The organism is Bradymonas sediminis, from assembly GCF_003258315.1.
Taxonomy (GTDB): Bacteria; Myxococcota_A; Bradymonadia; order Bradymonadales; family Bradymonadaceae; genus Bradymonas; species Bradymonas sediminis.
This window is the reverse complement of the sequence record NZ_CP030032.1, coordinates 1,297,795-1,319,019: the sequence shown is the minus strand read 5'-3', so window position 1 is coordinate 1,319,019 and position 21,225 is coordinate 1,297,795. Positions and strand designations below refer to the sequence as shown.

The window sequence follows — 21,225 nt, the reverse complement described above, 5'->3', positions numbered from 1 at the left end:
GCATTTTCGTCTTTCTCATCCGACGTATAAACATTGCCCAGGCGCTCGTTGACCGTGCGCACGTCGTCACCAAACAGCTCCTTCATCCGTCGCAGTCAGACCTAAAAAGTGTCGTACTCCTAATAGACCATCCACGCGACCGACAGAATATGAATTATTTACTTCCCGGCGTCACCGGATATTGCATCGACGAATACCCTACCCCATGGCGATTCCCGACGGTGTCGTATGTTATTTTCAAGACCTTATGCCACACAGCCGGGCGTATGATGAACGCCCGCGTCCGCATGGTCGAACAGCAACTGTATTGCAACTTCTGGGTTTGCTATTTCTCTTCGATTCAGCCCAACCGCAAATACGTCATCTTGGCCAATGACTCCTATCCCTTTTTAGCCTTTTGCCAGATGCCCATGGGCCTGAAGGAGGGCGAACAGGGATTCGAACCATTCTCCTCTAAGCCCTTTATCGAGCCCCCCGAGCTCAAAGAGGCATTCAGGCAGGTTAGTGATTGGATCATCGTCCCCCTCGACGTGCTTACCATGCCGGTCGCATCGGCCGACATGAGCCGACTCAACGTCTTCGAGCGCAGGATGGTAAAACACTTCGAAACCGAACGGGTGGGCGATATTATTTTCAACTGCTACGATTGATTGGCTGGGAAGATACTCCCTCAAAATAGTCGTTCCACCAACCGCTCCCAATACTCGTCGCTGAGCGCGTCGCCGTCCATCTGTGAACTAGCGGATGATCCGGCGTAATGCGGGATATGAATGGGGCAGTCAGCCTTGGGCGAAAATCACCGCGAGAGCGCGAACGCATCCACACCCGACGCCAATGGGCTAATGCGCTGGCTAGCCACCTCAAGCACCCAGATTTTCCCCTCAAAGCCTAAGACAACCAAGTCGCAGGTGTCCGAGAAGAAATACGGTTGGATAGGCGGCTCGAGAAGATTCGAGCCTCCCGCATGTCCGGCGACCCGGACTAACTCGATGACCTGACCGCTAGCCCGCGCCAGGCTCAAGCGTGCATTACCCTGATTATACTCAAGCATGAGCTTGCCGCCGCTCTTGGGCCCGTTGCCGCATTCCTTCGGCCGGCGCGCGCGTGTTGCTGCCAAGTCGCCCTCTTCGGGTGACATCTCGCCGCCAGCCTCGGCCCCTACGCCCTCGGAGCCATCCAGCGCGACCCGCCGCATGGTCCCGTCCTCGGAGCTCACTACGATGACCTGTGCCTCGGCCGATATTTCGTGTAGCTCCACCTGTTCATTCATCAATTGACCGGAGCCCACGCCGCAGCCCGAGAGCAGCAGGACGGCCAAAGATAGAAATAGCTGCCAGCCACACGATCGCAAACAAAATCCACACGTCATCAGCGTCTCCAAAATAATGCCAAGGCTCGCTGAATGAGCCTTGGCGCGGGTGTCATCTACCTATCACATCTTAGAAAAGTCGTCTCGCCAGCCGTGACAGAAACTCATCGCTGAGCGCGTCGCCGTCCATCTGCGCACTGGCAAACGCAAAGTCGGCGTCCACGCGGGCGACCCAGGCGCGCAACGCCCCCTTTAACTCAACCCAGCGCGCGGTGAGCATCGGGTTCGGCCCAACGAAGGGCTCAAAGAGCACGTCCATCGAGACGATCATCGCCCCTATCGACACCCCCTCTGGGCTCTCCCGAAACGAGCGCTGCGCCTCGCCGAGCGCATGAAATACGGTCGGCACCAGGCGGCGAATCTCGCGCACCACCTCTACCAATTCCTCGGCCAACCGCCGCGCGCGCGTCGGCCCGTTCTCCAGCAGCGGGAGCATCTGGGTCATCGGCGCAGACACCGCCGCCCGCACCTCCGCATCGAGCTGACCGAGTTGCGCCCGCGCGCTCCCCACGCTCGCCTGAATCCGCAGCATCGACTCATTCTCCTTCCACACAAGCTCCACAAACCCGAAGAGTTCCCCGACCAACACCCCCGCCTCATCGACCCGCTGCCCCAGACGCAGCTCGACCGCCGAGCGCCGCTCCGCAGCCATCTGCGAGATCACCCCGGGCGCCGCGTTCTTCGCCTGCCCCACCAGCACCCAGCCCGAAATAAGCACCGCGAATAGTAGCGCCACGCAGCTAAGCCCGGTGATGAGCAGCCGACGCCGCCCGCGTAAACGCTCCGCCCGCGCGCCTTCGCGGCGCGCCTCGGCGAGGGCGTATTCGAGTCGATTTGATTGCGTAGGTTGCGGCATGGTGGCTCCTGGGTTGGAGCTAGAACGCGCGGGGCGGTGATTTTATTTGCTCGCCCCCAAGGCACCGCGGCTCTAAAATCTTTACGATTCCAAATGAAGCCCTACGGCTATGTAGGACAATGTACCCAAGCAGGGGACACCTCCCCCCAGCTGACCACAATGCATGACATCATGTCGCACCTCCCCGTCGCCTCCCTCCAACGCAGCGCCAACGCGTGAGGCGCACAATCCCCCCGCAGAACGCCTCTCTTTAGCGCTTTTCGAACTCCGACCAGGCGAAAAGATGCCCACTGGCACCATTCTTGCTCCAAAACGCCATGAAACCGCCCTTCTGGAGCAACTCATAATGGCTCGGAATCTCATGTATATTAAACGCCTCGTGTTTCTCTTCGCCGCGATCACCCTCATCGGGTGTGGCATGACCGATGACGATATGCCGGCCGACGAGGTTGCGCTCGAAGGGGACTACGGTCCCGAGTTCGAGACGCGCCGCGCGGCATTGACCGACTTTTGCTCGGTGCGCGTCGACGGCTATGGCACGCTAAATGTCGAGGAAGAATACCTGGCGCAGGTCGTGACCTGCGAGCACAGCGGCGCGCCCATGGAGACGCTCAAAGCCCAGGCCATTGCGGCCCGCGGCTACGCCAAATACGTCACCGAAGTCGAGGGCCGCCCGCTCTCGCCGACAGTGCGCGACCAGGCCTATAATTGCGGGCGCCCGGCCACCGCTGCCGCGCGCCAGGCCGTCCGAGAAACCTCCGGCATGATCCTGACCCACAAGGGGAAGATGATCATGCCATTTTACGTCGCTGGCTCCACCAATATTAACCCCAACACCTGCCGCGCCCGCGACAACGCGGGGACCCAGAAATACGTCACCTATAATACGGGACGCGTGGGCGCTCGGGTCCAGGGGAGCACGCTCGGCTGGGTCGGGAACCCCGCAAACCGCGGCGCTATGAGCCAGAACGGCTCGGCCTGTCTTGCCCGAGCGGGCTGGAAAGCCGAACGCATTCTTCGCGCTTTTTATGGCGATGATATCCGCGTCACCAAGCTCTCCGGCTCCTGTGTTCAGGCGGACACTGACCCGGATCTGGGCCACGGCGGCGGCGTATCTACCCCTTCGGACCCCGGCCAATCCTGTGATGACGGCGACGTCGGCCGCCCGACGATCATCACCCGCTCTCAGTGGGGCGCCCGCGCGCCGCGCGGAAACCGCCCGCGTCACACCCCGAACCGCTTCTCCATCCACCACACCGTCACCGCCAATAACCCGCGCGACGGCAAGGCCGCCGCGCGCCACGTTCAGAATATTCATATGAACGACAATGGTTGGTCGGATGTCGGCTACCACTATATGATCGACCAGCAGGGGCGCATCTACGCCGGCAACCCGGTTGACCGCATGGGCGCGCACGTCGCCAACGCCAACAGCGGCAATATTGGCATCAGCTTCCTGGGGCAGTTCCAGCCGCCTTCGGCCCTGGGAATCCGCGCCATCCAGCCGAGCGACGCATCCCTTCGGGCCGCGGGCAAGCTGATCCGCTACCTCGCCGACAAATATAATATCACCGTGACCGACGCGAAGGTGAAGGGGCACCGCGACCAGGGCTCCACCGCATGTCCGGGGCAGAATCTATATAATAAGCTTGGCGTCATCCGCGATTATGCGCGCGCCACCGGCGGTGGCGGCTCCTGCGAGGAGTCGGCCCCGGGCGGCGGCCCCGCCGAGTTCAAGCATATCCGCGTGCGCCACGTCAGCGACAACCCCCGAGGATATAACGACACCATCGAGGGCTTCGAGGTCGACAGCATCTTCGGCCAGAGCGCCGACGGCAACGCCAATTATTTCGCGCAATCCACCAGCACGACCGGCACGGTCACAAACCCGAACGCCGCTAAGGGACGCCCCGACAATAATAGCTGCGCGAGCCGCTCCAGCACGGTCGCCGGTGTGCAGGCCGGCGGCGCCCTCATCGCGACCCTGGGCACCGCCCTCAAGCCGGGAGACCGCGTCCGCGTCGTCCAGTCCAACTATCACTCCGGCATGAGCGACTGCGCCCCCAGCGGTGCCGCCGAGATCGCCATCTCGGCCGACAAAATCAACTGGATTATCCTTGGTCAATCCGTCAGCGGAAACACCACCCTGACGGTCAAGAAGTCCTCGCTCCAAATCACCAAACCCCTGGACGCCGCCAGCACCGGCCACAGCGTCGACTTCGCGGTGAGCGCGTCGAGCGACATCACCCGCGTCGACTATCTGGCCGACGGCTGGAAGATGGGCAGCTCCACCCAGGGCCCAGGCTTCGACTTCAACTACGATATCCAATACGCCGGGGTGCGCCAGATTCAGGCGCGCGGCTACAACGCCCGCGGCGAGCTCGTCGCCACTGACAAGATCACCATCTCGGTGGCCAACGGCTCCACCCTGCGCATCACCGCCCCGAGCGCCAACAGTCGACACCGCGCTCACGTCGCGTTCACAGCCTCCGCCTCGGCGGATATCACCCGCGTGGAATACCTGGCCGACGACTGGTCGCTGGGAAGCACCCCGCAGGGGCCTGACTTCGCGCATAGCTACGCATTCCAATACACCGGGGTGCGCGCCATCGAGGCGCGCGGCTTTAACGCCGCCGGGAAGATGGTCGCCGTCGACAAGCTCAACATCACCGTGGGGCGCGGCGCTACCCTCTCTATCATCAATCCCCTCGACGGCAGCGAGAACGACCGCGACGTCAACTTCAAGGCGCGCGCATCTCGCGATATCGTCAAGGTCGAATACCTGGCCGACGACTGGTCGCTGGGCAATTCAACCAACAGCGCCTCGTCCTTCCCGCTGAACTACAGCTTCGACTATACCGGCGTGCGCGCTATCGAAGCGCGCGGCTATAACGCCGCCGGTGATGTGGTCGCCGTCGACCGCGTCAGCATCCGGGTCAAAGACCAGGCCTTCGTCAAATTCACAAAACCGACCAATGGCAGCACCCAGGGGCATTCGCTCCAATTTGCGGTGCGCGCCTCCGACGACGTCGTCGAGGTCGAATATCTGGCCGACGACTGGTCCCTCGGGCGAAGCCAGCGCACCTCGACCTTCCCGCATACCGCCAATATTCAATACCCGGGCGCCCGCCGCCTCGAAGCCCGCGCGTATAACGCCGCGGGTGACATCATCGCGGTCGACCGTATCACCGTCACCGTGAAGAGCGCCGGCGGCAGCACCGACTCGGCCATGGCCAGCGCCCTGGGGCGCGAAGGCGGGACCTGCTCAAATATCGGCAACGGCTCGGGCGGCCCGCGTTGCAGCGGCGGGCGCGGCGGCTGGAGCACCGGAAGTTGCTGGGCCTTCGTCAAAGCCGCAATGATCCGCGCCGGACTCGCCACCCGCGCCGACATCAACCGCCTCGCCGCGAGCGTCGGCATGAGCGCCTACAGCGTGCAGATCTCGGCAGCCGGCTTCAAACGCGCCGCCGACCGAGCCTCGGCGAGCGTGCTGCGCGACACCATGGGCCTCAAAAAGGTGCATATGCCGGTGGGCCAGGCCCCGCGCGGCGCGGTCATCGCCTGGGCGCCCGGCTGTCGCGGCGCACACTCGCAATACGGGCATATCGAGGTCGCCATGGGCGACGGCTACGCCTGCTCCGACTATTGCGGCAGGGTGCGCGCCGACGCCACCTGCGCCAGCGTTTATGTGCCGGTGAACTGAGCAATTCGATGGCGACCGTAACCCGCAAATCAAAAGGTCAAACCAATGGTGAACGCAATGAACGCTGAATTTAAATACCGAAGCATGAACCGCTCCACCCTGCGACTCATCGTCGCCGCCCTCGCCGGCCTGATGCTGCTGGGCAGCGTGGGCTGCGACGAATCAAAGCTCTCCGGGACCAATGGCGAGCAGTCGGATAACGCCAACGAGGAGCGCGGCGACGAGAACGCCGACCCGACCGGCGAAGTCCCCCTCGACGAAGACCCAGGCCACGGCAGCGGCGACGAAGAAGGCGTCGTCATCCCGGCCGGCTTCATGAACGGCTCCTGGCGGGCGAGCGCCGGCGAGCAGGACGAGCCAGCCGTCTACTTCGACACCTTCCAGGACGAGGGCGACCCCGAAATCTCCGGCGACTTCACGATGGGATTCGCCATCTACGAGCTCTACGACGGCGAAACCGGCCACCTCGAAACCGCCAGCTTCGACGGCGAGACCCTGACCGTCATGTGGAACCCCACCACCGACCGCGACGAGATGCTCACCCTCAAGGCAACCCGGGTCGACGAGAACACCCTCGAAGGCAGCGTCACCGCCAAGCGAAATATCGAGCTCAACGTCCCGGTCACGCTGACGCGCGTCACCGAATAACCTCAACGCAGCATCAGCGCGGGGCGCTCGTGGTCCAACCGTCCCCGCGCAGATGCCCCCGCAGCCACCTTCGACGGTCGCTATGCTTGCCCAGGCTCTCCTCAATACTCTTCGGGTCAATCGTAGGCAGGCTCACGCCCTCCAGCGCGCTCAGGTCGGGCAGAGGGGGTGGCTCATCGGCCTGGTCGACAAACTGGCGGGTCACACGCTTGAGGCAAATGTCGATCGCATGTCGCGTCGCGCGTAGAGCCGAGGCGGAGGGCTGGTCACCCTCAGGCAGGCACTCCAACAAAATGGTTATCGCGTCGTCAAGAACAAGCAGGTTGGGGCCGAGCGCCGCCGACGGTTCAACCGCGTGATAATAGTGGAGCACCGGGTAGGCCAGATGGCGCTCGCCATGCAGGAGCAATAGCGGCGTGATGGTTTGGAGCTGATTTTCGAAACCCGCCCAATCCTTACCATTCCAACCGTTCGCGATGACCTCCGCGACGCTGTCTCCCATGACGTTAATGAGCTGCGCGAGCTGGCGCTTGGCGGTGGCCGCCTCGACGACTGGAAGCAAGTAGGCGAGCGCGAGCGTAATGGCCGATAGGCCGTTAATCGACGCGATTGTGGTGAGCATACGCCACCAGGGGTTGCCACCCGCGAAGTCTCCCACCCCCAGGGTAAAGAGCGTGAAGCCGACGAAGTACGCCCGATCAATAAGACCGGCTGGCTCCTGCGTCGCTGAGTGAACTACGGCTTGAGGCGTGCCCGCAAAGATCAGGAGCCAGCCGAACCAAAGAAGCGCGACCCACACCAGCACGATCGTCACCACTATCACCGGTCCGGCCGCGTCGAGCAGGCGATGAGAATGGAAACGGCGGTGCCCCTTCAGGGCGACGCGCCACACCTTGCTGGCCACATACCGCGATATAACGCCATCCCCGCTGGTCGACAGCGTGCTCCGCATCACGTCACCGATCGCGATAATCACCACAACGCCTCCGAAAACTACCGATGCTATCGCCAATAGCGTGGCCATCGCCGTCTCCTGGTGAGCAAAAGATGTCTCTTGAAGGCGTCTCGCGCGCAGCCTTAATAGAAACCCCAGAAGCCCGCGCGTCACTCTGTGAACGAAGCACCGCCGGGCGCCCTACTGCCGTGAAAGCTACGCGCGCATCCGCCTCGACAAAGCGCAGCAAAAAACCCGAGCGTCGATACCCAAACCGCGCCCTTCTGAGGCCGCGCCAGGCTGCCATCACACCCAACCCTCGCTGCGCCCTATCCGGCAACGCCTGCAACGAGGGTCGACCCCTACGACAGCCATCAAAGCAATGCCTGCAATGGGGGTCGACCCCCACTGCAGGCATTCTCAGGCCCCTTGCACCGGGGCTTCCCTCCTAGCAACCGCGTTCCCCGAACGCCCGCGCCGCGTCTGAACCCTCGGCGCGGTCTATCGCAGGTATAAAACAGCGCGGTAGTCATCGTAGCTGCCGGGGAGACCGCCGCCGAGGCCTACGCAAAAAACGCTACGACCCCGGCTACCGATTCTGTCGCGCCCCTATGGGGCTGGTGATCCGCAACGCGTTCGCCGATTCGAGAAGATATCTTGCTATGGGCCCAATCGGCCGCACGACATCGTACTCCAACGCGCGTCACCCGGGCATGGCCCACGCGCGGCAAGCCCCGCAGGGGCGGGACAGAACTGGTAGCCGTGGGCAGGGGGCGCCAATCGCGCCAGCGTTGGCGGACGTAGCCTTCGGCGGGGGTTCTCACTCGACCGCATCGAGGTGCTGAACGCAAGGACCTAGCTCGGCACCCCACAGCACCGCTTATATTTCCTCCCGCTGGCACACGGGCAGGAGTCGTTGCGTCCAACCTTTACGCTGGTTCGTCGCAGTCGTCGCGTAAACTTGGCTTGCATCTTCCCAGCCGTTCTCTGCGCCTCCTTTTTACGCTCGAGCGCCTCCCATTTGCTGAATTGCGGCACGAGCGGCTTTAGGGCTTTGCACGCCTGACGAAACTCGTAGGGCGATACATCAGTATGGAAGATATCGCGCGACGCATCGATAACAGGGCGAATGTCAGTGGAGCGACTCACAGCCATTCCTTGTGTGTCTAACTCATCCCCCTGGCGAGGCTCTGCTGCAGCGCTGGCCAATAGCCAAATCAAAACTTGAAATTCATTCTCATCAACAGCGCCGCTCAAAGGCTGCTGCGATACCATTTCATCCAGTAAATTTGCGACGCGTCGTTGAGCGTGCCCGACGCTGTGCGGCAGCAATGTCAGGGCGAATTCACGAATGTCTGGGCTATTCCCCAGGTGATCAATCGCCTGCAGAAGTCCCATTAGTTCGCTGCAAGCCTCCCGCTCATCGGCCGGACGATGAATCGAGTCATTGACCGCAATGACCATGGCGTGAGGGTCTCCGTGTTGACACCCCTTTTCGAGGTAGCTCTTCGCAACTTCAAAATCGACTTCAGCCCCGTCCCCGTTCCGATATACGTGACAGAGGTGCGCATAGGCGCGCAATACACCACCTTCAGCGGCATCCTTAAGCAGCGAAACGACCTCTCCCGGGCTACGTTCCTCGCCGATCCCACTCTGGTATAGGAGCACTAAATTGAACTTCGCCAAGGGGAATCCTGCGTCCGCCGCCGACCGAGCATACGTGAGCGCGCGTTTAAGGTTTTTAGGAGCGAGTCTCCCGGATTGATAGATCGCCACCAGGCCATTCAATGCCTCGGGATTTCCGTCGCTCGCCGCATACTCCAGCCAATCGATCATCCGCTCGCGGTCTTCAAAGTCGCCGACGCGCGTTCCCTGGGAGTCGAAAATTAACTCATTCAACGCAAATAAACCCAACCTTGCGCTCGAAGCTGCGTCCCCCAATCGCGCAGCCTCGTACATAAAATCGATTCCCTGCTCGGGACTCCCACCCTCGATAATTCCATCGATGTTCAAGAGCGCCATCTGATAGAGCGCCGCGGGCGAACGACCGTCGCGTGCCGCTTTTTGGAACCAAAAGTACGCTTCTTCGTATTCACCGCTTGTTTCTGGAACCTCTGTCATCGCACCTTCCCCAGCCTCGTCTTTTCGCTTTTTGATGCGCGCAACCGCCGACATCTTGGCGCGAAGCCCGAGCCGATATTGCGCCTCCGCATCGTCGCGAAGCACCGCATCTCCGCAAAGACGATTGGAACTATCGGCATCGGGAAGCTTGAACTCAGGAATGCCCTTCGTGTTATCTGCCAGGCATTTTATAACAATTTGATAAAATACTTTGAGCCAGCGTGTCGCATGGCGTGCCAATTCATCGGCTGTTGGGGCATTGTGTTGCTCCGGATGTGCGGCGCGGTTGGCAATCTGTCGCAACTCATGAAGCTTCTTTCGCAAATCCTCACTCGACGATTCGATAAACTCATAGCTCTCGAGAATATCATTAAGATTACCGGAATAATCGACCGAATGATTGTGTCGACGAAGGTACTCCTGCGCAAATAGCATGCAGCAAGATCGTAGCGATATCAGCGTATGCGCCGGAATCTCGTGCAGCGATGTCTCCGCCACATGATATAAGTCGCCGAGTTCTGGAAGAACGGACTCGATAAAACACGCACACTCGGAGCGGGGGCGCGACGGGGTCTTCTGCTGTTTACTAGCTTTGCTCATCACATATCCTCTATCATCAGTGGGTTCACGCCAAATTGGCCAGGGCGGCAAGCCATCCTGCTGCCTTCAATGAGTTCCACGGATGAGTGAGAGATTTGTGACATAGTTTTTTTAAAAAACTTTAAGATTGCTTCAATACGGGTACCGTTTGTTGCGTGCGTTAACCCTTTCTCGCAGCCCATCAACACTTCGTTTGTGTATCTGGCGAGCATTGGCCCCCGTAATATTCAGTTCCTTCGCGATGGTCGAGAACCGAACGCCATTGACGCGTTCTCGGATGATATATGCCTGTCGACTATCTAAACGACACATATCTTTTTGGACAAAACGTAGCGTGTCACGTGCTTCGAAATTTGGCGTACTTGGAGGCAAGTATTTCTCCTCCATTTGGCAATAGTCCCAGCGGCTCATATGCTTTCTCAGGTCAGATCGCGCGTTTCGGATCGATCTAAAAAAATACGAACGCAATTCACGCATTTCGCCTTTGCTGGCTTCAATACACACTGCAATTATCACGTCTTGCACCGCCTCCTCAGCTAATTCTGATCCCAGTGATACCTTCAAAATATCAACCGCTTCGTTACGCATAGAGCGAGCATTTTGACTCTGATGAAGCTCCTCAACACATGATGTAAATAACTCGTGTTCGCTCGAATGTCGCCAAACTGGTAGCTCTCCAGACTGCCCTGATACCTGCGCAAACTCAGCCCCCTCCGCAACTCCAGCCTCTTCCGACTCAATCTGCGCCGACGCTAGAATCTCGCCGATTTCTCGACGCGCATCGTCATCAAGCGACAGCCCCACGGCGAGCGTAAGCGCCACTACGGCCGCACCGACCCCAATCGTGAGTCCGGGCCAGGCACCGAAGGCTCCAATAAAAATTCCAGCGCGAAGCCTCCCACGTACCAGAAAACGCCGCAGGCGCTTCCCCGCAGAGATGCAGACCATAAACACCGCGACCCCCGCCACCGAGTCGAACCACTCATCCGCGTCCCAAAAGAACGCGCAGATAAACCACCCCATAAAGAGTACGGTCGGCCAAATCGTGGCGGAGAGGAGAAATCGCTCAAAGGTCGAAAGCGGGCTCGACTCGACCGGCTCAACCGGTTCGTCGCCTATCTCTAATATCTCGGGTTCAGTCATATCCGTCCTCCCTCCTAAAAAACATACGAATGGCCCTTAGCTTATATGATTGAACCGAGTTAACAAACTAAAAACACACCCGTCGTAGGCGAACGACTTGCGGTTGGCAGAGACGGGACAGTGAATCGCCGACACCCCACCGGCCTAAAAGCCTATGAAAAACCCCCGGCAAAAAAATTATTTAAAAAACTTTGTCACAAAACGCCTTCATCTCCGTGGAACTCTATGAACGGGCAGGGATTCACCCACGCCCACAACCAGAGAGATAGAGATGAAAAATAACGTACGCGGACCGATCAACTCTGACGCTCAAATCACCCCACTGGAGAAGGCATCCACGAAAGCGACCACCATGCCCCCATCAATCAACTACCACCTCAACAAAGCCTGCAACTACAGCTGCAAATTCTGCTACGCCCGCTTCGAGGACAGCGCCGAATATCTGGGCCGCGGCATGCTGCCCAAAGCGCAGCAACTCGAGGTCGTGCGCCAGATCGCGGCCGCCGGCTTCGAGAAGATCACCTTCGCCGGCGGCGAGCCCACGCTGGTCCCCTGGTTGGCGGAGTTGGTGGCGACGGCCAAAGACGCCGGCATGACCACGATGGTGGTGAGCAACGGGTCGAGGCTCGACGCCGCCGCATTCGACGCTTTCGGCGGCAAGCTCGACTGGCTGGTCATCAGCATCGACAGCGCCGATGACGGCACACACCTGGCCATCGGCCGCGCCCAGAAGGGAAAGACCCAGAGCGCAGCCAAGTACCGCGCCACCGCCGACCTCGCCCGACACCACGGCATTCGGCTGAAGATGAACACCGTCGTAAATCGGCTCAACGTCGACGAGGACATGAGCGAACTCATCGCCCAGATGGCCCCCGAGCGCTGGAAGCTCTTCCAGGTGCTGCCCATCGACGGGCAAAACGACGGGTATGTCGAAGAATTGGAGATCACCCGCGCTGAGTTCGATGCGTTCGTCGCGCGTCACCGAGGCCTGGCGGACGCCGGCATTGTCGTCGTCTCCGAGTCGAACGAGGCGATGACCGGCTCCTACGCGATGGTCGACCCGGCCGGGCGCTTCTTCGACAATACGATGGGCGCGCACACCTATAGCCGCCCGATTTTAGAGGTGGGTATTCGCGAGGCGTTCTCGCAGGTCAGCTTTGACCTTGAGACCTTTAAGGCGCGGGGTGGTGAGTACGATTGGTGAGTGAGTTATTCGGGTTAGCAGCCCGCCTCAAGGTGAGCATTCATTAGCCATCTTATGGATGGACTGGGAGGCTGAGCGGAGACGTCTCAGCACATTGGCGCAGCGCGCGGCCCAAAACCTGAGTCCCTATACGGAAGCCGCGCCCTTCTAAGGCGTCGGCAAGCTGCCATCACACCCAACCCTCACTGCGCCCTATCCGGCAACGTCTGCAACGAGGGTCAACCCCCGCCGCACCCATCAAAGCAATGCCTGCAATGGGGGTCGACCCCCACTGCAGGCATTCTCAGGCCCCTTGTACCGGGGTTTCCCTCCTAGCGACCGCGTTCACCGAGCGCCCGCGCCGCGTCTGAACCCTCGGTGCGGTCTATCGCAGGTATGAAACAGCGCCGCAAATCACGGATACGCGGCGTAGTACCAGTGATTGTTGTGGATGAACGGATGTACGTTTGAGGGGATCCACTGCACGAAGCAGTTTTCGTAGCTACCGGAGAGCCGCCGAGTCATCGACCACCGCCATGTCATCGACCACCGCCATGTCATCGACCGCCGTCACATCATCGACCGCCATCGCATCATCGACCGCCATCGCGTCATCGACCGCCGTCACATCATCGACCGCCGCCGAGGCCTACGCAAAAAACGCTACGACCCCGGCTATCGATTCTGTCGCGCCCCTTTGGGGCTGGTGGTCCGCAACGCGTTCGCCGATTCGAGAACGCGCTCGGTGATGGGTCGTATGCGCCACACGATTGCGCCACGCAAAGCTCGTCGACCATGCACGATCCACGCGCGGCAAGCCCCGCAGGGGCGTGACAGAACTGGTAGCCCTGGGCGCAGGGCGCCAATCGCGCCAGCGTTGGCGGACGTAGCCTTCGGCGGGGGTGGTGGCTTGGGTGGGGGTGGTGGCTTGGGTGGGGGTGGTGTCATCGAGCGACGTGGTATCATCCATCGCCGCCGCGTCATCGACCGCCGTCGTGTCATCGACCGCCGCCATATTATCGACCGTCGAGTCATCGACCGTCGAGTCATCGACCGCCGCCATGTCATCGACCGCCGTCGAGTCATCGACCGCCGCCATGTCATCGACCGCCGCCGAGGCCTACGCAAAAAGCGCTACGACCCCGGCTACCGATTCTGTCGCGCCCCGTTGGGGCTGGTGGTCCGCAACGCGTTCGCCGATTCGAGAAGATATCTTGTTATGGGCCCAATCGGCCGCACGACATCGTACTCCAACGCGCGTCACCCGGGCATGGCCCACGCGCGGCAAGCCCCGCAGGGGCGGAACCGAACTGGTAGCCGTGGGCGCAGGGCGCCAATCGCGCCAGCGTTGGCGGACGAAGCCTTCGGCGGGGGTGGTGGCTTGGGTGGGGGTTGTGACCGGGGTGAAGGAATGACCGGCTCCTACGCGATGGGCGAGCGGGCCGGGCGCTTCTTCGACAATACGATGGGCGCCCACACCTATAGCCGCCCGATTTTAGAGGTGGGTATTCACAAAGCGTTCTCGCAGGTCAGCTTTGACCTTGAGACCTTTCAGGCGCGGGGTGGTGAGTACGATTGGCGAGTGGGTTCGCAGCCCGCCTCAAGGTGAGCATTTATTAGCCACCTTGAGGCGACTCGCGCGTTTAGAATACCAGCGATGCGAACCCCGTCTCGGTTGACCTCCCACCCACTCGCACTAGCTTTTACCGGAGGCTCCGCCCCTTAACTCATCATGCCCAAAGAGCAGCCCCGAAGAGGTCTTTATGAAACACGACACGTTCAATATTGGTGGTGATATGCCCGTCCAACGCCTCGGATTTGGCGCCATGCGGATCACCGGAGACGGCATCTGGGGCTGGCCACCAAAGCGAAGCGACGCCAGGGACCTGCTGCGGCGAGCGGTTGAGCTGGGCGTTGATCTTCTGGATACGGCGGATGCGTATGGACCCGAAGTCAGCGAATATCTCATCTGTGAGGCGCTTAAGCCCTATAAAAACATCCATATCGCCACCAAGGGCGGCCTGGTGCGCGCCGGCCCCGGCGACTGGCGCACAGACGGGCGCCCCGAGCACCTCGAAATCGCCCTGCACAACTCCCTTCGCCGCCTCGAGGTCGAGCGCATCGACCTCTACCAGCTCCACGCCATCGACGACGACGTGCCCCTGGAAGACTCCCTGGGCGCCCTCAAAAAGATGCAAGAGGCCGGAAAAATCCGCTACATCGGCGTGTCGAACATCGACCTCGACGAGTTAAAGCGCGCCCGAAAAATCGTCGACGTCGTCACGGTCCAAAACAAATACAACCTCTTCCACCGCGACCACGAAGCCGTCATCGACCATTGCACCGAAAACGCCATAGGCTTCATCCCCTGGGCTCCCCTGGGCATCGACACGCTCGCCGACACCCCCCCCTCCTCGACATCGCCCAACGCCACGACGCCACGCCTACCCAGCTCGCCCTGGCCTGGCTCCTCAAACGCTCACCAATGATGCTACCAATCCCGGAAACGTCGAGCACGGCGCATTTGGAGCAGAATATGGGGGCGGGTGAGGTGGTGTTGAGTGCGGAGGATTTTGAGGTGGTGGATGGGTTGGGAGATTAGGCGGAGACGTCTCAGTTCGGTGCATTTACGCCACGCGCGACCCTAAATCTAAGATTCTATAGGAAAGCCGCGCCCCCTAAGACGGTTTAAAACTGCCATCACACCCAACCCTCACTGCGCCCTATCCGGCAACGCCTGCAACGAGGGTCGCCCCCTACGGCAGCCATCAAAGCAATGCCTGCAATGGGGGTCGCCCCCCACTGCAGGCATTCTCAGGCCGCGTGCAGCGGGCCTTCGCCCCCACATCTTGCATTCGCAGAGCGCCCGCAGCGCATCTGAACCCTCGACGCGGCCTATCGCAGACATAAAACAGCGCGGCACGGCCCCCAAAACAAAGCAGGCCGAGCCGCGCGCAAGGCAGGAGATTATTCGGCGACCGGCGCCGGCTCGGGAGTCACGTGGTCCTGAGTGTCATGGGGCGCGTTGATATCCGCTTCAATCGGCGTGTCCGCCTCGTCGATCACCTCGCCCTCGACCACCGCCCCGGTTCCCGGGTCGACCTTCGGCACACTCCCACGACGCTTCATATATTGACCGATGCGCTCGTTCTGCACCGAGATCGGAGCGAGCAGCGCGTCGCGGCGGGCGGGGTCATCGAGCGTGCGCCCAAAGATATCGAAGACCACCTTATAGAAGGCCTCTTCGGCCTCGCTGACCGCGGCCTGCACCTCATCCCAAGTCAGCCGCTCGCCGGTCTGCAGTTCCTCGCCGAATCGGGCGTTAAGCCACTCCAGGTCGTCGACCAGCGGCTCGAGCGCGAGCTGGCCGAGTTCGACGGCAAAATCGGCGCGCAGCCGGCGCAGAAGCTCTTTGACCGCGCTATGCTCCTCTTCGAAGGTCTTGCTGGTGATCTCGAAAACCCCGAACGGAAAGAGCTGGGCCTGCATGCGCCGCGCGGTCTCGCGCACTGGCGACTCGCGTTCCATCCCCGCGAAATTCTTGATATTGCCGTAGATCTGGCTCAGCGTGCGGTCGACCTGCTGGTCGCGCTCGACCGCCTCGGGGCGCGCCAGGCGCCGGCTGCGGTCGCGCCGCGCCCAGTCGAATTGGAGCTGGCGCGCGGCCCGCGCTTTATCGCGCCCGTGGGCGCAACGGGCTTCCAGCTCCGCCTCGCCCGCCGCCTGCGCCAGGGACTCGACCTCCTCCAGCGCAAAGAAGATCGACCCGATCCCAAACCGATACATATTCAAATTATCGCCCAACCGTGGGTGCATCATACTCGTCTCCATCGCAGTAATTTTGCCGCGTCACGCGGCCCATTCGAGGTTACGCGTTTCCCACTCTCAAGAGCGTTGGGCCCGCGTGGGCGGGTTTTGCGCTCTACTGCTGAGGACTGATGTGTGAATGCTCGGTGAGAGTAATTCGGAGGGGTGTGGGGCGTCAACTGGGTGGTGGAATAGAAGGTAATAGCAAGATGCGTCCTTCCCCGCCTACCCCACCACCCGCGCCCGCCCACCGCGCTTCGCCTCATAAAGCCCCGCATCCGCCCGCTCGATGGCCGCGTAGACATCCTCGCTCTCGCCCAGCCGCGCCACGCCGGCGCTGAACGTGACCGAAAAGGTCGCCGTGTCGGTGGTGAATTGATGCGCGCCGAACGCCTGGAGCATCTCGCGCAGCGCCCCGGCGAGCTGAGCGTGGCCGCGCGTGAGGGCGGCGACGATAAACTCTTCGCCGCCGAGCCGGCCGGTGGCGATGGCGTCGGGGAAGTCGGCCTGCAGGGCGTCGGCGAGGGCGCGCAGGATCTGGTCGCCGACCAGGTGGCCGTGGGTGTCGTTGACCTTCTTGAACTCGTCGACGTCCAGGATGGCCAGCTCGATGAGGGTGCCCGGAGCGTCGCGCCGAGCATGTTCGAAATGGCCGATACAGCCCAAAGTGAGTGTCCGCTAGCTCGAAGCAACGCCACTATTTCTCTTATCCTTCATTTAGCAGACCAAACCTTCTGGATATGGCTGCGGCGCTCCTCCACCTCGGGCATGTCAATCCAATTGGGAAGTTTAGACTGAATGCTTGCAAACTCACGGTGAACCAATACTCGAGGATACAAGCCGTTATAACGGCGCAAACTCCAGAATAACAATAGTTTGTCTGGGTCGTCGAAACCTTCCCTGACACATCCTGAGACTAACTGTAGCTGTGATCTCAAGACAAAGGGAATACCATCTCCAAGAACCTTCTCGAATATGCGAATCACAACTGAAGCGCCATAGGCGACGCTCGATGCTGAATGTAACGCAAAACGTCGTCCGAGATGAACAGCATTAACCTTTTTATTCGCACCGCGAGCAGTATGAAGTGAGTTCCCGATGTCTGCAATCGGATTGCCCGCCATCCAAGCGGTTAATACACTCGGAATGATCGCGCGCCACCGACTCTCCCACTCAGAATAGCTCTCGGTAAACTTCTTGCGCCAACCGTGACCAGTGTGTGCCTGAGGGATGATACGTTCAAGCCCAGAGCTATCAGGATTCACCATTGCAAAAAGGTGATGCACGACTCTTCGCAGTACAAAGTCTAGCAAGCTTTTAAAGCTCCAAGTGGCGACAGACTCTTGGGATGGAATTGCCGCAGCTATATCGGCTAAAATAACTGGCGAAATACCGACCTCGCTCGCGAACTCACGCCATTGTTCATAATTCTGTTCTTTTTTGTCCTCCTGTTCGTCGTCGAGAACAGCACCAAATTTTCGCAAAAGCCTTGCCTGATGGATGGCTCGGGCTTCTCGATCAGACGTTGTTACATTGCCCAGTGCGGCATTAAAGATACGAACGAGTTGGTCTTCAGGAATTCCAGCGGCCCTTCGAACGAGATAGTTGCTCACGTCGGAATCCAGTCCAGCCGATTCGATTCGGTCAATAACTTGAGTAATCGGATCAATCACATCCAGACATTGGTCGGGCAACCCAAATAACGACATGACATGATTGAAATGATTGATCTCGTATCCAGCATTTTTATCCTCGATCGTTAAGACCTTTCCAGGCAAATTAATCACAATGCCATGTGCATAATGACCTGCACGCCCCGCGCGACCAGCCGCGTTCAGAAGTTCATGCACTGCCATCGGCTGCATACCACCTCTCTCAATGTCATCAGTCCATCGATCATCACCGGCAATCACAACTGCCTCAGCCGGGAGGTTGATTCCTTGTGCAACTGTTGGCGTGGCGACTAGTGCAACCAAGCCATCTGATCTCCGGAACGCTGACTCAACTGCCATTCGTTCCGGCCACAACAACAGTCCGTGATGAACTCCGATGCGCCCTTCAACCAGGCCTTCGACGAATTGAGCGCCTCCCAGTTCGAGTGCTGCGGCGTTAAATAGCGATTTTTCTTTGGATGTGACGACTATTTCTGGGATGCCCGCAGACTGGTGTATCGAACAAGCGACTTTGGCAATATTTTTTGTGTAGCCAATTTGCTGGGTAAAGACGATCGGGCGCATGGCGGCATTCACCATCGCAGCAAGCAAGCGCCCAGCAACCTGATTTCTATTTGCAGTAACACCCCAGTGCCTATTTACAGCTAGCGGCACAGTTTCTGGAAGGAGCGGGAATTTGGCAAAACTACTAGCCGTATCCCAAACTTGTGTATGACAAAATAACCCCAACGGCTGTGCCTCCACCCCAGACTTATCTGCCTTTCCTGGTGTTTTCTTTCCTGTGGTCTGTTTTCTGACGTTAAGTATATTATTGAGTCGTTGAATATCGTTAGCCTCATAAGCGACCACTCCACGTACTTGTCTCGTAGGTTTCCAAGGCGCTTCCAGTACGCTTGCGGGCCGTTGAGTAGTATCGCCTAACCAATCGGCCAATTTTGATCCGTTACTAACCATGGCTGAGATCAGAATAATATCGGCCTCGGACGACCGCTGCTGAAGCAAAAGAAGCGTCCACATAGCATCCATCGACCGTCGTCCGGGTAGCCGTTCCGAACCATCGTTCGCGGGCAATTCACCCGAGATTTGATGGGCTTCGTCCACAACGACCAAACCCAAATCTGAATGTACATTCTCATCGAAGGACAGATAGGCCAGACATTGCTCAGGCGTTTGAACGAACACACGGCCAGTTGTAATTTCTCCGAAATCCTCCCCAAAACCTCCACGAACGACCGACTTTGCAATTGGTTTGAGACGCTCTGAAAGTTCTTGCGAGACTTGATTAACGAGGGCTCTCGTCGGCGCAAGATATACAACCTTACGTCCTCGCATAAGCTCCGCTGCAATCCGAAGCTCGGTCACTGTTGTTTTGCCAGCGCCCGTCGGGAAAGTCAGAACAAACGAACAACCAGGTTCGAGAAAGCCGTTGAAAAATGCGTTCGCATGGTTCCGCCAAATAAACGGGCGCCGTAATGCGAAAGAGCGAAGGAACCTATTCCACTCCCCCGACTCAACACCGGTAGGCGGCGGAACACGGATAACTGCAGTATTTAGTAAATTATTGAAAACTTCGCGAACTAATTTAGCGAAATGATAAGGACCCGCCAAACTCGGGCGAACAACAAGACTAATGTCTTCTATCGGGACTTTTCTTTGTGCGGCAGATATTGTTTTAAGAACAGAATCAAGCACGTCGAACGGACTTTCACGGTTCTCAATCCCCATCACAATATATGACATCAAACGAAGACTGTGTGCGATCTTCGCCCACAACGCTTCAGCAGCTCCTTGTAGATAATCAGGTACAATATCGTCATGAACGCCGATTGAATTCTCGTTTATAATCCATTGAAGTTGCCCTCCATCGCCAGATGCGAGTGCGGAAAGATAGTTTAATACTTGCGACTCATAACGACCATTTTTTGGATGATTGAAGAGTTTCGCAATTTCAGCAGCGTCCGCCTGTTGACCAGCAAGAAGGAATAACAGACATGCCGCGACCTCTGAACCGATACCATTGGCCGATAGTGATGGTGTTTTTGTATCAAGCCCAGCAACGCGAGCTTCAATCAGCCGAGCTTGACTAAGTGTATGATGAGCAGCACCGGCCACAAACGCACAGGATTCACGATGCGGATTCTCCTCAGGAAGAAAGATGGAGAATCCCTCATAGGTATCGGCAAGTCGACGAAGTGTCTCCAGCGACTCGGCCCACTTTGCGTCGCGGCGCTCATCAGTCAATTCGACAGCCCCTAAGCGAGCCGCAACTACTTTCGCATATGCCTCGGTTAGAAGTTGAGGAAGCTTTTCGATATCTAGCCCCTCCAACGGTTCGGCATCTTGGATAAGTCGGACTGTCTCAGAATCGAACATATCATTTCCCTTGGGCGTATTCGCGGAGCTCGTTTTCAACTTTATTAGCGAAATCAGTCATCCACCCCCTCAGTTCTGGGATTTGAACCGTCTCACCGCGTCTACGATCAACTAGTCCGGGAACAAGTGTGTCAAAACCCTTAAAGAGGCCTTTGCGACGTTCTTTTTCTAATGTAATGCGCACCCGATACCTTCGACGACCTTCCCACGAGATGCGGCGAACGAGAGATATCGCTTCTTCCTGTTTCATGCCGCTCGACCCAAGAGTAGCGATAATACTCGAACGAAGTTCATCTCGCCTGCCCCCTGCCTCATAGTCTTTAATTTCTGGCCAAACATCGTCTCGGACAACACTCCGTGGATTTTTAGTCGCTTTGTCTTCGCAAATTGACAACGCAATCACAGCCTCATCCGCGCGGTGAATAATAAGCGAGTCCTGACCTTTTGCTGAAGCTTGTGTATGTGGCAATGCAACCAAGTCACCATCATCAAGATCAAGATGTGCCGCCAACCACATTATCAGTTGGAAGAGAAAACCATCCCGGTGGAAAACGTCCGGTGGCTTCAGTCGGCGGGTAATAATGTCTTCGATTTCATCCATATCGATGGGCATTTCTGCAACGCTATTTTTGCACACACTGCCGGTTATAATATCCCTTGCCACGGTATATTCTTGAACAAGTATCAGCGCGATCGTTCGAGCCAGTTTGCCCTTATCAGTAATGATAAAAGAGACCCCCTGGCAGTACATATCATCAAGCAACTCACGCTTCAGCATTTCATTAACTCAACCCCAGCGCCTTAAACGCTGCCGT

General features: G+C 58.9%; 16 protein-coding genes and 1 pseudogene. 6 read left to right on the top strand and 11 right to left on the bottom strand.

Annotated elements, in window-relative coordinates:
• The first annotated feature begins 149 nt into the window (after window positions 1-149).
• Window positions 150-650, top strand: a complete 501-nt coding sequence (locus DN745_RS04920; protein WP_111332673.1) for a hypothetical protein — start codon at window positions 150-152, stop codon at window positions 648-650.
• Between the two features lie 146 nt (window positions 651-796).
• Here DN745_RS04920 and DN745_RS04915 read toward each other — a convergent pair whose 3' ends face one another.
• Window positions 797-1,369 (bottom strand): hypothetical protein, encoded by a 573-nt coding sequence (locus tag DN745_RS04915; RefSeq protein WP_133622099.1) that lies wholly within the window; start codon window positions 1,367-1,369, stop codon window positions 797-799.
• Window positions 1,370-1,439: 70 nt separating this feature from the next.
• Window positions 1,440-2,225, bottom strand: a complete 786-nt coding sequence (locus DN745_RS04910) for a hypothetical protein (RefSeq protein ID WP_111332670.1) — start codon at window positions 2,223-2,225, stop codon at window positions 1,440-1,442.
• 346 nt (window positions 2,226-2,571) lie between these two features.
• Here DN745_RS04910 and DN745_RS04905 point away from each other — a divergent pair, with 346 nt between their 5' ends.
• Together DN745_RS04905 and DN745_RS04900 are read left to right on the top strand one after the other, a co-directional pair.
• The gene (locus DN745_RS04905; RefSeq protein WP_162687458.1) at window positions 2,572-5,928 is read left to right on the top strand and encodes an N-acetylmuramoyl-L-alanine amidase; all 3,357 of its coding nucleotides are present in this window, start codon (window positions 2,572-2,574) and stop codon (window positions 5,926-5,928) included.
• Window positions 5,929-5,985: 57 nt separating this feature from the next.
• On the top strand, window positions 5,986-6,576 hold the full coding sequence (locus DN745_RS04900; RefSeq protein ID WP_133622100.1) for a hypothetical protein: 591 nt from the start codon (window positions 5,986-5,988) through the stop codon (window positions 6,574-6,576).
• 13 nt (window positions 6,577-6,589) lie between these two features.
• Here DN745_RS04900 and DN745_RS04895 read toward each other — a convergent pair whose 3' ends face one another.
• From DN745_RS04895 to DN745_RS04885, 3 genes are all read right to left on the bottom strand, one after another.
• Window positions 6,590-7,600 (bottom strand): potassium channel family protein, encoded by a 1,011-nt coding sequence (locus DN745_RS04895; RefSeq protein WP_111332666.1) that lies wholly within the window; start codon window positions 7,598-7,600, stop codon window positions 6,590-6,592.
• A gap of 765 nt (window positions 7,601-8,365) precedes the next feature.
• Complete coding sequence (locus DN745_RS19705) at window positions 8,366-10,231, bottom strand: SEC-C metal-binding domain-containing protein (RefSeq protein WP_111332664.1); 1,866 nt, start codon at window positions 10,229-10,231, stop codon at window positions 8,366-8,368.
• Between the two features lie 132 nt (window positions 10,232-10,363).
• Window positions 10,364-11,374 (bottom strand): hypothetical protein, encoded by a 1,011-nt coding sequence (locus DN745_RS04885; RefSeq protein ID WP_111332663.1) that lies wholly within the window; start codon window positions 11,372-11,374, stop codon window positions 10,364-10,366.
• Between the two features lie 271 nt (window positions 11,375-11,645).
• On the opposite strand from DN745_RS04885, the gene DN745_RS04880 reads away from it, so the two are divergent.
• Entirely contained in the window at window positions 11,646-12,578 is a 933-nt protein-coding gene (locus tag DN745_RS04880) for a viperin family antiviral radical SAM protein (protein ID WP_204355089.1), read from the top strand.
• Between the two features lie 481 nt (window positions 12,579-13,059).
• Here DN745_RS04880 and DN745_RS19880 read toward each other — a convergent pair whose 3' ends face one another.
• Together DN745_RS19880 and DN745_RS04875 are read right to left on the bottom strand one after the other, a co-directional pair.
• Complete coding sequence (locus DN745_RS19880; RefSeq protein WP_275426327.1) at window positions 13,060-13,185, bottom strand: hypothetical protein; 126 nt, start codon at window positions 13,183-13,185, stop codon at window positions 13,060-13,062.
• A 21-nt stretch (window positions 13,186-13,206) separates the two neighbouring features.
• On the bottom strand, window positions 13,207-13,656 hold the full coding sequence (locus DN745_RS04875; RefSeq protein WP_111332661.1) for a hypothetical protein: 450 nt from the start codon (window positions 13,654-13,656) through the stop codon (window positions 13,207-13,209).
• Between the two features lie 312 nt (window positions 13,657-13,968).
• Between DN745_RS04875 and DN745_RS04870 the strand changes: the two genes are divergently transcribed.
• On the top strand, window positions 13,969-14,166 hold the full coding sequence (locus DN745_RS04870) for a hypothetical protein (RefSeq protein WP_133622101.1): 198 nt from the start codon (window positions 13,969-13,971) through the stop codon (window positions 14,164-14,166).
• A 154-nt stretch (window positions 14,167-14,320) separates the two neighbouring features.
• Window positions 14,321-15,159, top strand: a pseudogene (locus DN745_RS19700) (aldo/keto reductase).
• Between the two features lie 365 nt (window positions 15,160-15,524).
• Here DN745_RS19700 and DN745_RS04860 read toward each other — a convergent pair.
• From DN745_RS04860 to DN745_RS04845, 4 genes are all read right to left on the bottom strand, one after another.
• Window positions 15,525-16,376, bottom strand: a complete 852-nt coding sequence (locus DN745_RS04860) for a DUF6261 family protein (protein WP_133622102.1) — start codon at window positions 16,374-16,376, stop codon at window positions 15,525-15,527.
• A 213-nt stretch (window positions 16,377-16,589) separates the two neighbouring features.
• Entirely contained in the window at window positions 16,590-17,030 is a 441-nt protein-coding gene (locus tag DN745_RS04855) for a diguanylate cyclase domain-containing protein (RefSeq protein ID WP_111332656.1), read from the bottom strand.
• A gap of 47 nt (window positions 17,031-17,077) precedes the next feature.
• A complete protein-coding gene (locus DN745_RS04850) occupies window positions 17,078-20,410 on the bottom strand; it encodes a DEAD/DEAH box helicase (protein WP_111332655.1) in 3,333 nt (1,110 codons plus the stop codon).
• A 1-nt stretch (window position 20,411) separates the two neighbouring features.
• Entirely contained in the window at window positions 20,412-21,188 is a 777-nt protein-coding gene (locus DN745_RS04845) for a hypothetical protein (protein WP_111332653.1), read from the bottom strand.
• Window positions 21,189-21,225 lie beyond the last annotated feature (37 nt).

What these genes read in the sequence shown, in the direction of transcription:
- DN745_RS04850 (WP_111332655.1), bottom strand. Translation starts at nt 20,410, where the DNA reads ATGTTCGATTCTGAGACAGTCCGACTTATCCAAGATGCCGAACCGTTG.
- DN745_RS04870 (WP_133622101.1), top strand. Translation starts at nt 13,969, where the DNA reads ATGACCGGCTCCTACGCGATGGGCGAGCGGGCCGGGCGCTTCTTCGAC.
- DN745_RS04900 (WP_133622100.1), top strand. Translation starts at nt 5,986, where the DNA reads ATGAACGCTGAATTTAAATACCGAAGCATGAACCGCTCCACCCTGCGA.
- DN745_RS04920 (WP_111332673.1), top strand. Translation starts at nt 150, where the DNA reads ATGAATTATTTACTTCCCGGCGTCACCGGATATTGCATCGACGAATAC.
- DN745_RS19705 (WP_111332664.1), bottom strand. Translation starts at nt 10,231, where the DNA reads ATGAGCAAAGCTAGTAAACAGCAGAAGACCCCGTCGCGCCCCCGCTCC.
- DN745_RS04895 (WP_111332666.1), bottom strand. Translation starts at nt 7,600, where the DNA reads ATGGCCACGCTATTGGCGATAGCATCGGTAGTTTTCGGAGGCGTTGTG.
- DN745_RS04910 (WP_111332670.1), bottom strand. Translation starts at nt 2,225, where the DNA reads ATGCCGCAACCTACGCAATCAAATCGACTCGAATACGCCCTCGCCGAG.
- DN745_RS04880 (WP_204355089.1), top strand. Translation starts at nt 11,646, where the DNA reads ATGAAAAATAACGTACGCGGACCGATCAACTCTGACGCTCAAATCACC.
- DN745_RS04875 (WP_111332661.1), bottom strand. Translation starts at nt 13,656, where the DNA reads ATGGCGGCGGTCGATGACTCGACGGCGGTCGATGACATGGCGGCGGTC.
- DN745_RS04860 (WP_133622102.1), bottom strand. Translation starts at nt 16,376, where the DNA reads ATGATGCACCCACGGTTGGGCGATAATTTGAATATGTATCGGTTTGGG.
- DN745_RS04845 (WP_111332653.1), bottom strand. Translation starts at nt 21,188, where the DNA reads ATGCTGAAGCGTGAGTTGCTTGATGATATGTACTGCCAGGGGGTCTCT.
- DN745_RS04915 (WP_133622099.1), bottom strand. Translation starts at nt 1,369, where the DNA reads ATGACGTGTGGATTTTGTTTGCGATCGTGTGGCTGGCAGCTATTTCTA.
- DN745_RS04885 (WP_111332663.1), bottom strand. Translation starts at nt 11,374, where the DNA reads ATGACTGAACCCGAGATATTAGAGATAGGCGACGAACCGGTTGAGCCG.
- DN745_RS04905 (WP_162687458.1), top strand. Translation starts at nt 2,572, where the DNA reads ATGGCTCGGAATCTCATGTATATTAAACGCCTCGTGTTTCTCTTCGCC.